General features: G+C 52.1%; 10 protein-coding genes and 3 rRNA genes. 6 read left to right on the top strand and 7 right to left on the bottom strand.

Features of this window, described 5'->3' with window-relative positions:
- Nucleotides 1-175 precede the first annotated feature (175 nt).
- The 4 genes from HV318_RS15400 to HV318_RS15385 all read right to left on the bottom strand — a co-directional run bounded on the left by HV318_RS15400 (nucleotide 176) and on the right by HV318_RS15385 (nucleotide 5,694).
- Complete coding sequence (locus HV318_RS15400; protein WP_182273454.1) at nucleotides 176-478, bottom strand: adenylate cyclase; 303 nt, start codon at nucleotides 476-478, stop codon at nucleotides 176-178.
- 376 nt (nucleotides 479-854) lie between these two features.
- Nucleotides 855-970 (bottom strand): 5S ribosomal RNA (rrf, locus tag HV318_RS15395).
- A gap of 69 nt (nucleotides 971-1,039) precedes the next feature.
- Nucleotides 1,040-3,945: ribosomal RNA gene (locus HV318_RS15390) — 23S ribosomal RNA — on the bottom strand.
- Nucleotides 3,946-4,154: 209 nt separating this feature from the next.
- Nucleotides 4,155-5,694 (bottom strand): 16S ribosomal RNA (locus HV318_RS15385).
- The 16S, 23S and 5S rRNA genes sit together here, the layout of an rRNA operon.
- A gap of 497 nt (nucleotides 5,695-6,191) precedes the next feature.
- Here HV318_RS15385 and HV318_RS15380 point away from each other — a divergent pair.
- Entirely contained in the window at nucleotides 6,192-7,145 is a 954-nt protein-coding gene (locus HV318_RS15380; protein WP_182273453.1) for a nickel/cobalt transporter, read from the top strand.
- Nucleotides 7,146-7,180: 35 nt separating this feature from the next.
- On the opposite strand, the gene proP is transcribed toward HV318_RS15380, so the two are convergent.
- The 3 genes from proP to crfC form a co-directional block, all read right to left on the bottom strand.
- Complete coding sequence (proP, locus tag HV318_RS15375) at nucleotides 7,181-8,683, bottom strand: glycine betaine/L-proline transporter ProP (RefSeq protein WP_182273452.1); 1,503 nt, start codon at nucleotides 8,681-8,683, stop codon at nucleotides 7,181-7,183.
- Nucleotides 8,684-9,261: 578 nt separating this feature from the next.
- Nucleotides 9,262-10,140, bottom strand: a complete 879-nt coding sequence (locus HV318_RS15370) for a diguanylate cyclase regulator RdcB family protein (RefSeq protein ID WP_182273451.1) — start codon at nucleotides 10,138-10,140, stop codon at nucleotides 9,262-9,264.
- Nucleotides 10,137-12,491: a clamp-binding protein CrfC gene (gene crfC, locus HV318_RS15365; protein ID WP_182273450.1), complete on the bottom strand. Its 2,355-nt coding sequence runs from the start codon at nucleotides 12,489-12,491 to the stop codon at nucleotides 10,137-10,139. Before crfC ends, HV318_RS15370 begins: the two co-directional genes overlap by 4 nt.
- A gap of 597 nt (nucleotides 12,492-13,088) precedes the next feature.
- On the opposite strand from crfC, the gene HV318_RS15360 reads away from it, so the two are divergent.
- From HV318_RS15360 to phnE, 5 genes are all read left to right on the top strand, one after another.
- The gene (locus tag HV318_RS15360) at nucleotides 13,089-13,433 is read left to right on the top strand and encodes a zinc ribbon domain-containing protein YjdM (RefSeq protein WP_182273449.1); all 345 of its coding nucleotides are present in this window, start codon (nucleotides 13,089-13,091) and stop codon (nucleotides 13,431-13,433) included.
- A gap of 120 nt (nucleotides 13,434-13,553) precedes the next feature.
- The gene (yjdN, locus tag HV318_RS15355) at nucleotides 13,554-13,988 is read left to right on the top strand and encodes a VOC family metalloprotein YjdN (RefSeq protein WP_182273448.1); all 435 of its coding nucleotides are present in this window, start codon (nucleotides 13,554-13,556) and stop codon (nucleotides 13,986-13,988) included.
- 136 nt (nucleotides 13,989-14,124) lie between these two features.
- The gene (phnC, locus tag HV318_RS15350; RefSeq protein WP_182273447.1) at nucleotides 14,125-14,913 is read left to right on the top strand and encodes a phosphonate ABC transporter ATP-binding protein; all 789 of its coding nucleotides are present in this window, start codon (nucleotides 14,125-14,127) and stop codon (nucleotides 14,911-14,913) included.
- 23 nt (nucleotides 14,914-14,936) lie between these two features.
- The gene (gene phnD, locus HV318_RS15345; RefSeq protein ID WP_182273446.1) at nucleotides 14,937-15,953 is read left to right on the top strand and encodes a phosphonate ABC transporter substrate-binding protein; all 1,017 of its coding nucleotides are present in this window, start codon (nucleotides 14,937-14,939) and stop codon (nucleotides 15,951-15,953) included.
- Between the two features lie 50 nt (nucleotides 15,954-16,003).
- Complete coding sequence (phnE, locus tag HV318_RS15340; protein WP_182273445.1) at nucleotides 16,004-16,783, top strand: phosphonate ABC transporter, permease protein PhnE; 780 nt, start codon at nucleotides 16,004-16,006, stop codon at nucleotides 16,781-16,783.
- Nucleotides 16,784-16,792 lie beyond the last annotated feature (9 nt).

Below are 16,792 nucleotides of genomic sequence, written 5' to 3'. Positions count from 1 at the left end.
AGCCTACCAAAGACCGAAACGGAACCGACTACATCCGTAAAGCAGTTCATCAGAAGCGACGTTCACAGAAGAGACAGCGTAACTCAGGCCTGAAATTGATCGATTAAATAAAAACCCTGAGTTATCAGCTCAGGGTTTTTGCGTTTCAGCAGAAAGTGTAGCTCAGCAATATTTATCAATTTGTTTTGTGTGACTGCTGGAAACCCGCGACATCATACTGAGATACGCTATTGGAATTTTTAGAATTCTGCGGCTGAGTACCCGCATAATGGGACCCCGCATTTCCATCGGGGTTGAATGCAGAACCCGGAGCATTGATGGCGTTTCCGGGTGTAACACTGCCGGTCACAGACGTGCCAATTGTCTGGTTGGGTTGCCCCTTTGTTCCTGTCACTGTATGGACGTTGGCGGCTAAAGTCGTTGTAACAGGAACCATTGCGAGAACAACACCTGTGATGAGTTGGTAGATGCGGGACATTGTCACCCCCCTTTGTTCGTAGCTGATGAGTCCCCACCTCAGAAATTATAGTTCTACAGGATTACTTTGTATGTAAGCCAATTTTAGTTTCACACTTTTATGTGGGGGTATCCTGTCGGCTGGGTCAGGTGCAACCGCCGCCGGGCATTTTAAAACACGCAAAGCAAAAAACCCCGCACCTTCCGGTACGGGGTTCTTCTTAATTGATGCCTGGCAGTTGTATGCCGGGCTTCCTGCCCGGCACCCTGCGGGCAGCACTCCGTGCTGTGCAAATCCGCTCCCGGCGGATTTGTCCTACTCTGGAGAGCGCTCACCGACAAACAACACATAAAACAAAAGGCCCAGTCTTTCGACTGGGCCTTTTGTTTTAATTGATGCCTGGCAGTTCCCTACTCTCACATGGGGAGACCCCACACTACCATCGGCGCTACGGCGTTTCACTTCTGAGTTCGGCATGGGGTCAGGTGGGACCACCGCGCTAAAGCCGCCAGGCAAATTCTGTTAAATCTGTATCAAAGCTGAAAATATTCTGTCTCTTCGCCGAAACAGCTTCGGCGTTGTAAGGTTAAGCCTCACGGTTCATTAGTATCGGTTAGCTCAACGTATCGCTACGCTTACACACCCGACCTATCAACGTCGTCGTCTTCAACGTTCCTTCAGGAGACTTAAAGTCTCAGGGAGAACTCATCTCGGGGCAAGTTTCGTGCTTAGATGCTTTCAGCACTTATCTCTTCCGCATTTAGCTACCGGGCAATGCCATTGGCATGACAACCCGAACACCAGTGATGCGTCCACTCCGGTCCTCTCGTACTAGGAGCAGCCCCCCTCAATTCTCCAGCGCCCACGGCAGATAGGGACCGAACTGTCTCACGACGTTCTAAACCCAGCTCGCGTACCACTTTAAATGGCGAACAGCCATACCCTTGGGACCTACTTCAGCCCCAGGATGTGATGAGCCGACATCGAGGTGCCAAACACCGCCGTCGATATGAACTCTTGGGCGGTATCAGCCTGTTATCCCCGGAGTACCTTTTATCCGTTGAGCGATGGCCCTTCCATTCAGAACCACCGGATCACTATGACCTGCTTTCGCACCTGCTCGAGCCGTCACTCTCGCAGTCAAGCTAGCTTATGCCATTGCACTAACCTCCTGATGTCCGACCAGGATTAGCTAACCTTCGTGCTCCTCCGTTACTCTTTGGGAGGAGACCGCCCCAGTCAAACTACCCACCAGACACTGTCCGCAACCCGGATTACGGGTCTACGTTAGAACACCAGCCATTAAAGGGTGGTATTTCAAGGTCGGCTCCACGCAGACTGGCGTCCACGCTTCAAAGCCTCCCACCTATCCTACACATCAAGGACCAGTGTTCAGTGTCAAGCTATAGTAAAGGTTCACGGGGTCTTTCCGTCTTGCCGCGGGTACACTGCATCTTCACAGCGAGTTCAATTTCACTGAGTCTCGGGTGGAGACAGCCTGGCCATCATTACGCCATTCGTGCAGGTCGGAACTTACCCGACAAGGAATTTCGCTACCTTAGGACCGTTATAGTTACGGCCGCCGTTTACCGGGGCTTCGATCAAGAGCTTCGCGTTGCCGCTAACCCCATCAATTAACCTTCCGGCACCGGGCAGGCGTCACACCGTATACGTCCACTTTCGTGTTTGCACAGTGCTGTGTTTTTAATAAACAGTTGCAGCCAGCTGGTATCTTCGACTGATTTCAGCTCCACCCGCAGGGGCTTCACCTACATATCAGCGTGCCTTCTCCCGAAGTTACGGCACCATTTTGCCTAGTTCCTTCACCCGAGTTCTCTCAAGCGCCTTGGTATTCTCTACCTGACCACCTGTGTCGGTTTGGGGTACGATTTGATGTTACCTGATGCTTAGAGGCTTTTCCTGGAAGCAGGGCATTTGTTACTTCAGCACCGTAGTGCCTCGTCATCACACCTCAGCGTTAAAAAACGACCGGATTTACCTAATCGTTCCGCCTACATGCTTAAACCGGGACAACCGTCGCCCGGCTAACATAGCCTTCTCCGTCCCCCCTTCGCAGTAACACCAAGTACAGGAATATTAACCTGTTTCCCATCGACTACGCCTTTCGGCCTCGCCTTAGGGGTCGACTCACCCTGCCCCGATTAACGTTGGACAGGAACCCTTGGTCTTCCGGCGAGCGGGCTTTTCACCCGCTTTATCGTTACTTATGTCAGCATTCGCACTTCTGATACCTCCAGCATGCCTCACAGCACACCTTCAACGGCTTACAGAACGCTCCCCTACCCAACAACGCATAAGCGTCGCTGCCGCAGCTTCGGTGCATGGTTTAGCCCCGTTACATCTTCCGCGCAGGCCGACTCGACCAGTGAGCTATTACGCTTTCTTTAAATGATGGCTGCTTCTAAGCCAACATCCTGGCTGTCTGTGCCTTCCCACATCGTTTCCCACTTAACCATGACTTTGGGACCTTAGCTGGCGGTCTGGGTTGTTTCCCTCTTCACGACGGACGTTAGCACCCGCCGTGTGTCTCCCGTGATAACATTCTTCGGTATTCGTAGTTTGCATCGGGTTGGTAAGCCGGGATGGCCCCCTAGCCGAAACAGTGCTCTACCCCCGAAGATGAGTTCACGAGGCGCTACCTAAATAGCTTTCGGGGAGAACCAGCTATCTCCCGGTTTGATTGGCCTTTCACCCCCAGCCACAAGTCATCCGCTAATTTTTCAACATTAGTCGGTTCGGTCCTCCAGTTAGTGTTACCCAACCTTCAACCTGCCCATGGCTAGATCACCGGGTTTCGGGTCTATACCCTGCAACTTAACGCCCAGTTAAGACTCGGTTTCCCTTCGGCTCCCCTATACGGTTAACCTTGCTACAGAATATAAGTCGCTGACCCATTATACAAAAGGTACGCAGTCACACCACGAAGGTGCTCCCACTGCTTGTACGTACACGGTTTCAGGTTCTTTTTCACTCCCCTCGCCGGGGTTCTTTTCGCCTTTCCCTCACGGTACTGGTTCACTATCGGTCAGTCAGGAGTATTTAGCCTTGGAGGATGGTCCCCCCATATTCAGACAGGATACCACGTGTCCCGCCCTACTCTTCGAGTTCACAACCTGTGCATTTTCGTGTACGGGGCTGTCACCCTGTATCGCCGGACTTTCCAGACCGTTCCACTAACACACAAGCTGATTCAGACTCTGGGCTGCTCCCCGTTCGCTCGCCGCTACTGGGGGAATCTCGGTTGATTTCTTTTCCTCGGGGTACTTAGATGTTTCAGTTCCCCCGGTTCGCCTCGTTAACCTATGTATTCAGTTAACGATAGTGTGACGAATCACACTGGGTTTCCCCATTCGGACATCGCCGGGTCAAAGGTTCATATCACCTCGCCGGCGCTTTTCGCAGATTAGCACGTCCTTCATCGCCTCTGACTGCCAGGGCATCCACCGTGTACGCTTAGTCGCTTAACCTCACAACCCGAAGATGTTTCTTTCGATTCATCACCGACTTGCGAAAATTTGAGAGACTCGAACACACCATTTAAGATGTGTCGTTTCAATTTTCAGCTTGATCCAGATTTTTAAAGAGCAAAATTTCACAATGCACTTAACAGTACATTTTGAAATTATTTATTTATCAAACAATCTGTGTGAGCACTGCAAAGGCAGGTTCTTTAAGGTAAGGAGGTGATCCAACCGCAGGTTCCCCTACGGTTACCTTGTTACGACTTCACCCCAGTCATGAATCACAAAGTGGTAAGCGCCCTCCCGAAGGTTAAGCTACCTACTTCTTTTGCAACCCACTCCCATGGTGTGACGGGCGGTGTGTACAAGGCCCGGGAACGTATTCACCGTAGCATTCTGATCTACGATTACTAGCGATTCCGACTTCATGGAGTCGAGTTGCAGACTCCAATCCGGACTACGACGCACTTTATGAGGTCCGCTTGCTCTCGCGAGGTCGCTTCTCTTTGTATGCGCCATTGTAGCACGTGTGTAGCCCTACTCGTAAGGGCCATGATGACTTGACGTCATCCCCACCTTCCTCCAGTTTATCACTGGCAGTCTCCTTTGAGTTCCCGGCCGGACCGCTGGCAACAAAGGATAAGGGTTGCGCTCGTTGCGGGACTTAACCCAACATTTCACAACACGAGCTGACGACAGCCATGCAGCACCTGTCTCAGAGTTCCCGAAGGCACCAAAGCATCTCTGCTAAGTTCTCTGGATGTCAAGAGTAGGTAAGGTTCTTCGCGTTGCATCGAATTAAACCACATGCTCCACCGCTTGTGCGGGCCCCCGTCAATTCATTTGAGTTTTAACCTTGCGGCCGTACTCCCCAGGCGGTCGACTTAACGCGTTAGCTCCGGAAGCCACGCCTCAAGGGCACAACCTCCAAGTCGACATCGTTTACGGCGTGGACTACCAGGGTATCTAATCCTGTTTGCTCCCCACGCTTTCGCACCTGAGCGTCAGTCTTTGTCCAGGGGGCCGCCTTCGCCACCGGTATTCCTCCAGATCTCTACGCATTTCACCGCTACACCTGGAATTCTACCCCCCTCTACAAGACTCTAGCCTGCCAGTTTCGAATGCAGTTCCCAGGTTGAGCCCGGGGATTTCACATCCGACTTGACAGACCGCCTGCGTGCGCTTTACGCCCAGTAATTCCGATTAACGCTTGCACCCTCCGTATTACCGCGGCTGCTGGCACGGAGTTAGCCGGTGCTTCTTCTGCGGGTAACGTCAATTGCTGTGGTTATTAACCACAACACCTTCCTCCCCGCTGAAAGTACTTTACAACCCGAAGGCCTTCTTCATACACGCGGCATGGCTGCATCAGGCTTGCGCCCATTGTGCAATATTCCCCACTGCTGCCTCCCGTAGGAGTCTGGACCGTGTCTCAGTTCCAGTGTGGCTGGTCATCCTCTCAGACCAGCTAGGGATCGTCGCCTAGGTGAGCCGTTACCCCACCTACTAGCTAATCCCATCTGGGCACATCTGATGGCAAGAGGCCCGAAGGTCCCCCTCTTTGGTCTTGCGACGTTATGCGGTATTAGCTACCGTTTCCAGTAGTTATCCCCCTCCATCAGGCAGTTTCCCAGACATTACTCACCCGTCCGCCGCTCGTCACCCGGGAGCAAGCTCCCCGTGTTACCGCCCGACTTGCATGTGTTAGGCCTGCCGCCAGCGTTCAATCTGAGCCATGATCAAACTCTTCAATTTAAAAGTTTGATGCTCAATGAATTAAACTTCGTAATGAATTACGTGTTCACTCGTTGAGACTTGGTATTCATTTATCGTCCGAGGACGTTAAGAATCCATGTCACTTTGAGTGCCCACACAGATTGTCTGATAAATTGTTAAAGAGCAGTTGCAACGCGGCTTTCAGCTCACCGTTGCGAGGTGGCGTATATTACGCTTTCCTCTTTCAGAGTCAACCCGTTATTTCAGAATTTTTCTCTTCAACCGACCGGGTTGTTTGTGAAGTGATTCACATCCGCCGTGTCGATGGAGGCGCATTATAGGGAGTTCTCGTGCCGCTGCAACTGCTAAATGACAGAAAAATGACTGACTGCTGCATTCCCCAGCAAAACCCCGCCTTATACCATTTTACACACAGACTTATCCACAGACAGCTCAGAGATCCCTGAGCGAACCGACGAACTGAGGGGGAAAATCAACTATAATGGCGGAAAACATTCCCCCCAGCAGGCCACCATATGATCACACAACGTCTCGTCCGTGACTGGCGCATCCCAACCGCTGGACTAATGGTTCTGACGCTCCTCTTTGCCGGTTTTACGCTACATACGCACTGGAGCGCCTTTATCCAGTGGTGCCTTGCCACACAAATCACCCTGCACCGCTATCTGGTGATGTACCTGCTACAGCTGAACAACCACCAGTACAGCGGAGGATTATGGCTATTAACCGGAGCCTTCCTTTATGGCGTCCTTCACGCCGTCGGGCCGGGGCATGGCAAATTCATTGTCACCACGTATCTGAGTACAAATAAAGAAAGCGAAATTGCCGCTCGTGTCGTGCCCTTTCTTGGCAGCCTGATGCAGGGAGTCAGCGCCATTCTCTTTGTCTTTATTCTGGCAGTGGGTTTTAACCTCGCATCAGGAGATATCAGCGTGAGTCGCTGGTATGTAGAGAAGATAAGCGCAGTGCTAATTGGTGCCTTCGGTGCATTTATCATTTATCAGACGCTGAAAAGCTTAAAACCGCGCAAGAGGGCTATCCGTTCACTCTCCCCTCTGCATCAGCATGATGAACACTGTGGTTGCGGACATCACGGTGTAGGAACAGACCTGACAACCGGCGACTGGAAAACTCGTCTGGGGGTGATTCTGGCAATTGGCGCGCGCCCGTGCAGCGGGGCAATCATGATCCTGATGTTCTCGAACGCACTGGGCATCGTCACCTGGGGAATTGCCGCAGTAATGACCATGTCACTGGGAACGGCACTCTCTATTATGGGGTTATCGCTGGCAGTACGTTACGCCCGTGAACGCACCGTAGCCTGGTTTGGGGGAAGATCGTCTCTGAGCTGGCTAGTACCGGCGTGCAAAATAGCTGGCGGGATTGTGTTGATCCTGTTCGCCACTCTTTTGTTCCTGACGGTGATCCCCATCAGCGCCAACGGTGACTATATCGCCGCCGGATGCTAATAAAAGAAAACCCGCCAGCGGCGGGTTTTCTTTTATTACTCACTAATTCGCGGATGCTGATCCACCAGTCGCGAACGCTTTTTCTGCAGCTCTTCAATCTCTGCGTCAATATTTTCAATCTTCTGCTCTACATTATCGTAGTGCTCGCGCAGGATCTCCTTCGCTTCCTGGATATCAGATGCCGCAGGCGTTGCCCCCTTCAGAGGACGGTTCGCAGTCTCCTTCATGGTAACGCCAGTAATCAAACCAATCACCGCAATCACCATCAGGTAATAAGCGGGCATCATCAGGTTCTGCGTGCTTTCCACCAGTGAGGCGGCAAGCGTCGGCGTCAGACCGGCAATCAGAACAGAGATATTAAAGGCAGCCGCCAGTGCGCTATAGCGAATGTGTGTCGGGAACATCGCGGGCAACGTAGACGCCATTACCCCGATAAAACAGTTGAGGATCACCGCCAGCATCAGCAGGCCGGCAAAAATCAGGCTCAACATATCACTGTTAATCAGCATAAACGCCGGGATCGCCAGCGCAAACAGCGCAACACTCCCCAGAATGATGAATGGTCGACGGCCAAAGCGGTCACTCAGCAACCCCATTATTGGCTGTACAAACAACATGCCCACCATAATGGCGATAATAATCAACACACCGTGATCTTCCGGGTAGTGCAAGTTATGCGACAAATAGCTTGGCATATAGGTCAACAGCATGTAGTAGGTCACGTTGGTGGAAATCACCAGACCAGTACAGGTCAACAGGCTACGCCAGTGTTTGGTTGCGATCTCCCTGAACGACACTTTTGGGCCATCCTGCAGTCCTTCACGGTCGCCCTGCTCCATCTTATCAACGTGCTGCTGGAACGCCGGAGTCTCTTCCAGCGCATGGCGCAGGTAAAGACCAATGATGCCCAGCGGAAGCGCTATGAAGAACGGAATACGCCAGCCCCATTCAAGGAAGTTCTCTTCACCGACTACAGTCGAAATCAGAACCACAACGCCCGCGCCCATGACAAACCCGGCAATCGAGCCGAAGTCCAGCCAGCTTCCCATAAAGCCGCGCTTACGGTCCGGGGAATACTCCGCGACGAAGATCGACGCACCGGTATACTCACCCCCGACGGAAAAGCCCTGCGCCATCTTACAGAGCAGCAGCAGAATCGGTGCCCAGATGCCGATGGAGGCATAGGACGGTATCAGGCCGATACAGAACGTACTGATCGACATAATGACAATGGTGATGGCAAGGATCTTCTGACGACCGTATTTATCGCCGAGCATGCCGAAGAAAAGACCACCTAACGGGCGGATCAGGAAGGGAACAGAGAAGGTCCCCAGCGCTGCAATCATCTGCAGGCTTGGGTCGGCACCAGGGAAGAACACTTTACCAAGTGCGTAGGCAACAAATCCGTAGACACCAAAATCGAACCATTCCATCGCATTACCGAGCGAGGCGGCGGTGATCGCTTTACGCAATTTAGCGTCATCGATAATGGTGACATCGCGAAGCGTGATGGGTTTTATCTTTTTCCTTTTAAGCATTGCTATCCTCGTAGATTGAGCCCAGTCTGCACCACAGACAACGTGCGATCTGCAAGGGCAGGGCTTCACCTCTTTCAAGCGTAGCAGGTTTACTTACATTGACGTTTCACGCCTATACAACCGAACCTGTTGACGCCTGCCTGGGCAGTTAATGACCTTTATTACCCTACCAGCGTTTATATTTGTGATCAACTTCACACATATTTTCCCGGTTTGTCATCTGATTTCAGCATTTGTCAATTACGACGAATACGCACTTTCTCAAACACCTCTATTATCCTTTGCATAGCAAAAAACAAACTGCGTACCCTCCCGCCATATCAGCATCAATTTTAATTATCACATACCGGTTACTTTGCTTTCGGCGGATATTCAAAAGCAATAATAAAAATTATGTTTCATTTTAATTAAATTAAAATTCCAATAAAAAAAACAGGCACAACACCCCTGATGTTTTGCACACATTTCAGGATGCCTGCTTATTTACTTTTATTGTATAGAGAGCAAATACATCGGCTTTGATACCGTGTAACACATTGGATTAATTGATTAATCCACTTGTTCTCACAGAAGAAGGGTCACCCACCAAAAATCTCTTCGACCATTGCATCCACCAGCCGTTTTGCCGAACAGAGTCTTGGCATTCCCAGAGCCACTGTTTGCCAGTTCTGTGTCACCGACCAGCTCACCGGATGTTTATCTGCCTGGCACCAGTCACCCAACCAGCCCAGCATATCTTTATGATCCATTAATCCCGGTGCAGTTGGTGTCGCCAGCCATTGATGATAGAAATGTCGGGTAGCGGGAGAGGCGTTAATTCCCTGAGCAAGATAGTTTGCCGCCATGCTACGCAGATTATCCTTGAGCATAGCCGCCACATCGTCATTCGCCAGGCGGCATGCATCGCCAAACGCGCCCCAGCGTAACTCCTCCAGCGCAATATAACAGCGCCCGGCCAGCGACCAGCCATCATAATTCCCGGCTCGCCAGCGGGTAAAAATCTGTTCACTGTGTTCGCCCGCCTGCACCGTCAACCCGCGTTGGGTAAGTGCCTTTTCTTTATACGTCGCACGCTGTCTGAAATGCGAAGAAAGCTCGGCATACTGATGAAGCAGCCCTGGCGATTGCTGCACACGCTGGTTAGCCTGCTGACGCAGCGCAATCAGTTTATCGGCCATGCGGGTCAGCGCGAGGTGGCCCGGGTCAAGCATACTGGCCAGTTTTTCCGCCAGCCCCAGACGCAATGCCGCATTTTCGTTGAGCATTCCCGCCATTGACCAGGGCCGCAGCCGGGTGTGCGTCATGATCTCCTGAGTCAAACGCTCACGAAACTGTAACTGTTGCGGCCCCAGGTGGGTATGACGCACCGCGTCCACCCCCTGAACCAGATCGACCATAAATTTAGGATAAATGCACTCCAGCGTCCGCCCGGGACCATCCAGTAGCTGTGTTGTCATGGTTGCTCTGCCGCGAATAGAGTTTGAATGTCATCGCGTAACAGTCGGGTATCTTCCTGAATCCACGTCGCAGTCGTGAGACTTTGCTTCAACAGTTGGCTGAGCGCTCGGGTCGAATGCTCATTCTGCTGGCGCACTGCGAGGCTATCACGCAAACTTTCCTGTAACCCCGTCAGGCATAACGAAAATTCCGCAAAGAACGTTGCCATGCCCGCCGTAACAGAGACATCGACCTGCGCAGCCAAAGCTTTACAGATTTGTTCACAAAACTGATCAATATGCTGCGTAAATTTGTCATGTAGCTGTGCAACATCGATAACGTATCGTGTGCGCGTTTCCACATAATCTTCCCAGCCCCAGCCAGGATTATTCAGCCAACGAGAAACCGTTTCACGCATACTTCCCGCACCCGATGGCTGGCCCGTCGGGCGGTTGTCCATCGCGATGGCATCATTAAACAGCCCACGCGTGTTGAAGTTAAGCTGGTTAGCCTGAAACGCCGGGAAGCTGATACGCGCCCGAAAACCAGCGTGACTAAGCTGTTCTTTGATACTCGCCTCAATCGGTCGCATGGCCTCATTCAGCGAACGCGCCAGCGTAGACTCCAGTTGATCGAAACGTAACGCCAGCTCCCGGCTGATTTTGCTCTGTGCATCCAGCATGATCAGCTCGCAGGAAGAGCGGATTTTACTCAGCGCAATCTGTGCCTGCCCCTCATCCTCCAGAACCAGTTGGTTCATCTCTTCCGGCTCGTCGCGGCGAAGATTCAGCGGATCGATACCGGCTAAATCAAGGATATTGTGACGGCTAAAGACATGGCCGATCGCCTGCTTAAGCGCACTTTTCTGCAGCGCCATAAAGTCATCCGTGGCACTCAGCGCCTGCCCGACCTCGTGCTTCACTTCATCGCTGGCCACACGCTGACGCATCTGCAGCAGCGCCATATCCTCTTCAATCCGCGTGATATTAAGCTCCAGCTCCTCAAAGGCCACCGTCAGCCCCTGATAGCGAAAATCGAGATACTCCCTGGCATTTTGCGCATAGTTAAGGAGCTTATGCGACGCCGAACGCAGAGCAAATAACGACGCATTGGCATAGGCGGCATAAATCAGTTTGCGGATAGGTTGCTCAAATAGCGAATCTTCCCAGAGCAGATCGGCGGCATGACGAATATGGTCGATATTGTCCAAATCTGCTGAACGCCAGCGTCGTCCCAGTGCCGCTTCGGCAAAATCCTGTACCCAGCGCTGTTCCTGGTGATCCGGCAGCCGCCCATTGTTGACCATCTCATAGCGGGCACGGTTCGCCAGATACGCCCACATCGACGAAACAGGGTAAATCTGCCCCGGCGAAATATTCCCTTTCATTAAGGTGCCGGAAATCATCGCCCTGACCTGTTCCTCATCGTCGCTGTTGCGATCTTTCTGGTCGAACTTATTCACCAGGGCATACAACGGCACCGATTTTCCCGCTGCCGAAATCGCCTGGCGGACTTCCTCATCAGAAATGGATTTCAGTTGGGTGTAATCCATCACCGCCAGCACCGCCGATGCGCGAGCCAGCTGCTCACTGAGCATTTTTTGCAGATGCGGCTGTCCGGCTTCATTTGGCCCCGGCGTATCGAGCAACGTCAGTTGTCCAAGATGGGCATCCAGACCCGCGAGATGCACAAACTCCACCTCAATCACCGGGATGTGTTCGATAGCCGCATACTCTGAGAACGGGAACTCGACGCCCAATGCCAGGGAAAGCCGCACCAGGTCATTCAGACTTTTCAGACAATGAAATATCGGCTGCGCACCCAGGTGATGCTTTTCAAAAGCCTCACCTTTTTCAATGCTCTCCAGCAACGTATTCATGTCTTTATCAATTTCCAGGCGCAGCGCCAGCTTGCCGCGATCGTAATCGCAGAGCTTTTGCTGTAACCGCTGGATTAACTCATCAATCGGCGAGACATGAGAGAAATGTAGCACCGGCTCCTTCTGGCCCGGCGTATGGCGGATCAGCGTAGGGAGTGCCGTCATCGGGCGATTGCGGTTCGGCAACACTTCCGTACCCACAATCGCATTAATGGTGGTCGATTTTCCCGCTTTCATCGTGCCAACAATCGCCAGCACCATTTCCAGACGGGTTATTTTCCGTAATTCATTATTCAGCATCGCCTGCTGTGCTTCGACACCACGCGCGCTAAAATGCAAAGGCAAGACGTTGTTCTTTTCACCCGTCATAGCGGCTGCCGTGTTGTCCAGCATCGCAATCGGCATTGATTTCAACGTATCAAGATTCTGCAAGGCAAGCTGTAGCAAACGCTCAGCTTCCTGGCTTAATTCAAAAATAGTCTGTGTGTGCATGATAAAAGCCTTTCCTTAACGCAAATTTATTACTTTTATTAAGCCACCTGGTTTTAATTATGCTGTTTCGGCTTATATGATCACGTGTGGAAAACATGTTTGCTGAAATATAACTAATTGATGGCAATCAGAAATAATTCATCATCCTTGCATGGTGTGTAAAACTCTCCTTCTGACAGATAGCCAAAAGATAAAAAGCGTAGCCCATTTTTAGGAAACTTCAGGATATATCGTCATTATTTACCCACCTAAAAAGAGAGGTAATTCACCACCGTCATAAGATATGTATGACGATGAAGACCGTGGATAAATAACAACGTGGTGCTTCACCTTATCCGAAATGGAGGAACGTAGCAATTTGCTGCAATAAAATATTCAATATATTTAGCGCCAATTCTTTCCACCGTGTTAATGACGTAAGCATCGCTTAACTGACTGACAGAAAGTGTCACTCCCAACACGCTTTCCACACTTTTTTATTAAACAATATCACCGACAACACTGTGGATTTGCGTTATACTTGCCACCTTTTTCGGCACTCTGCCGCCATTTAGCTGGCACTTTCCAGCGTGTTAAGCACTTTTTGAGGATACCCCTATGTCACTCCCACACTGCCCGAAATGCAATTCTGAATACACCTATGAAGATAATGGCATGTTCATCTGCCCGGAATGCGCTCACGAATGGAATGATGCAGAACCGTCTCAGGATAGTCAGGATAGTGATGCACTTGTCGTTAAAGATGCTAACGGTAATCTGCTGGCTGATGGCGACAGCGTTACCGTGATTAAAGACCTGAAGGTTAAAGGCAGCTCTTCTATGCTGAAAATCGGCACCAGGGTGAAAAATATCCGTCTGGTTGAAGGCGATCATAATATCGATTGCAAAATTGACGGTTTTGGCCCGATGAAACTGAAATCTGAGTTCGTGAAAAAGAACTGATTTTTTAAGTCTCCAGGCTGGATAAACACAGTTTATCCGGCAAAAACGCCCGGTGGTGCTTCGCTTACCGGGCGTATGAGCACTACACTTAACGGGCTTCTCTTACCTGAGGTAATGATTATGCCGTTAAGTCCCTATATCTCTTTCGCCGGCAACTGTGCAGAGGCAAGCGCCTTCTATCAGCACGCTGTCGGCGCAGAGCTTCTTTATAAAATCACCTTCGGCGAAATGCCAAAAAGCGATAACAGTGCAGAAGGCTGTCCCTCTGGCATGCAGTTCCCGGATTCCGCTATCGCTCACTCCAATGTCCGCATCGCTGGCAGCGATATCATGATGAGCGATGGGCTGCCCCCCGGCAGCAAAGCACAGTATGCCGGGTTCACCCTGGTACTCGACACCGAGGATGTCGCTGAGGGTAAGCGCTGGTTCGATAACCTTGCCGCTGGCGGTATCATCGAAATGGCCTGGCAGGAGACCTTCTGGGCACACGGTTTCGGTAAAGTTATCGATAAATACGGCGTGCCGTGGATGATTAATGTCCTTAAACCGCACTAACCTGCTGGCGGTGGGCAGTCTGCCTCCGCCTGTCATCAAATTCCGCTCAACTCTTCAAATTCCCGCAACCGGGACTTAACCAAAATGTCATATTGATGCGCCAGCATGAGGCCACATTTATCGTGAGGCCCAGCACATGCAAACCGTCATTCGCGTCGAGAAACTGAGCAAGACCTTCCACCACAATAAGGCTCTGCACACCGTTGATCTGACTGTCCAGCAGGGTGAAATGGTCGCTCTGCTGGGGCCATCCGGTTCCGGTAAATCCACCCTTCTGCGTCATTTAAGCGGCCTTCTCACCTGCGATAAAACACCGGAAAGCCACGTCGAGTTGCTGGGTAACACCGTACAGCGTGCTGGCCGTCTGGCGAGTAATATCCGCAAAAGCCGCGCCCAGACGGGCTATATCTTCCAGCAGTTCAACCTGGTGAATCGCCTGACAGTACTGGAAAACGTGCTGATCGGCGCGCTCGGCAGCACCCCGTTCTGGCGCACCTGCCTGCGCTGGTTCTCTCCTTCCCAGAAGCAAGAAGCCTTGCAGGCGCTAACCCGCGTAGGTATGGCGCACTTTGCCCATCAGCGTGTCTCCACCCTGTCCGGTGGACAACAGCAACGCGTGGCCATTGCTCGCGCGCTAATGCAGAAAGCGAAAATCATTCTGGCTGACGAACCTATCGCCTCACTGGATCCGGAATCGGCCCGCATCGTGATGGAAACCCTGCGTGACATTAACCAGAACGATGGCATCACCGTGGTGGTGACGCTGCATCAGGTGGATTACGCCCTGCGCTACTGCGAACGTATCGTCGCGCTGCGTCAGGGACATGTGTTCTTTGATGGTGCAAGCCATCAGTTTGATAACGAACGTTTTGACCATCTCTACCGCAGCATTAACCGCGTCGAAGAGAACGCGCAGGCTGCTTAACGTCCCCACTACGAGGAATGGAAATGAGCTATAAAACGGTTGCCGCGCTGGCCTTTACCAGCATGTTCAGCATCAGCACCCTGTTAAGCCCTGCACACGCAGAGGAGCAGGAAAAAGCGTTGAACTATGGCATTATTTCGACGGAATCACAGCAGAACCTGAAGCCTCAGTGGGAACCCTTCCTGAAAGATATGGAAACCAAACTGGGGATCAAAGCGAACGCCTTCTTCGCCCCGGACTATGCGGGCATTATCCAGGGGATGCGCTTTAACAAAGTGGACATCGCCTGGTACGGCAACCTCTCCGCAATGGAAGCGGTGGATCGCGCGAACGGCCAGGTCTTTGCACAGACCGTTGCAGCGGATGGCTCCCCGGGTTACTGGAGCGTGCTGATCGTCAACAAAGACAGCCCGATCAACAACCTCAACGATATGCTCGCCAAACGCAAAGATCTGACCTTTGGTAACGGCGACCCAAACTCCACTTCTGGCTTCCTCGTCCCTGGCTACTACGTCTTCGCGAAGAACAACGCCTCCGCCAGCGACTTCAAACGCACCGTTAACGCCAGCCACGAAACCAACGCTCTGGCCGTGGCGAACAAGCAGGTGGATGTTGCCACCAACAACACTGAAAACCTCGACAAGCTGAAGACTTCAGCGCCGGACAAGCTGAAAGAGCTGAAGGTTATCTGGAAATCTCCGCTAATCCCGGGCGACCCGATTGTGTGGCGTAAAAACCTCTCCGAAAGCACCAAGGACAAGGTGTACGACTTCTTCATGAACTACGGCAAAACGCCGGAAGAGAAGGCGGTTCTGGCGAAGCTGGGCTGGGCTCCATTCCGCGCATCCAGCGACCTGCAGCTGGTGCCAATTCGCCAGCTGGCGCTGTTTAAAGAGATGCAGGGCGTGAAGGACAACAAAGGTCTGAAGGACGAAGAGAAGACCAGCAAAGTGTCTGAGATTCAGGCGAAGCTGGAAGATCTTGACCGTCTGACCGCCGCGCTCGGTGCGATGACCAGCGTGAATAAAGCAGTGCAGTAACTCAGGTTCCCTCTCCCACAGGGAGAGGGAGAACAGATAAAGGAACACACATGCAAACCATCACTGTCCCACCGCCGAAGCGCAGCTGGTTCTCGCTATTAAGCTGGGCCATCCTGCTGGCGGTACTTGTTATCTCCTGGAAGGGTGCAGAAATGGATCCACTGCTGCTCTTCAAAGATTCCGGCAACATGGCGACCTTCGCCGCCGATTTCTTCCCGCCAGACTTCAGCCAGTGGCAGGACTACCTTGGCGAAATGGCAACCACCCTGCAAATTGCCGTCTGGGGCACCGCCCTTGCCGTCATTCTCTCCATTCCGTTTGGTCTGATGAGCGCCGAAAACATCGTGCCGTGGTGGATTTACCAGCCGATGCGCCGCCTGATGGACGCCTGCCGGGCCATCAACGAAATGGTGTTTGCGATGCTGTTTGTGGTCGCCGTTGGCCTTGGTCCCTTCGCGGGCGTAATGGCACTGTTCATTCACACCACCGGCGTGCTCTCCAAGCTGCTTTCTGAGGCGGTCGAAGCCATCGAGCCCGGACCGGTCGAAGGTATTCGCGCCACCGGTGCCAACAAAATCGAAGAGATCCTCTACGGCGTACTGCCGCAGGTGATGCCACTGCTGATCTCCTACTCACTGTACCGCTTTGAGTCCAACGTCCGCTCCGCCACCGTTGTTGGCATGGTCGGCGCAGGCGGTATTGGCGTCACCCTGTGGGAAGCCATTCGCGGTTTCCAGTTCCAGCAAACCTGCGCCCTGATGGTGCTCATCATCATTACCGTCAGCCTGCTGGATTTCCTCTCTCAACGTTTGCGTAAGCACTTCATCTGAGATAGCGAG

The organism is Enterobacter sp. RHBSTW-00901 (assembly GCF_014103115.1).
Classification (GTDB): domain Bacteria; phylum Pseudomonadota; class Gammaproteobacteria; order Enterobacterales; family Enterobacteriaceae; genus Enterobacter; species Enterobacter cloacae_P.
Note: the sequence above shows the minus strand (reverse complement) of the source record. Positions and strands in the feature narration are given on the sequence as shown.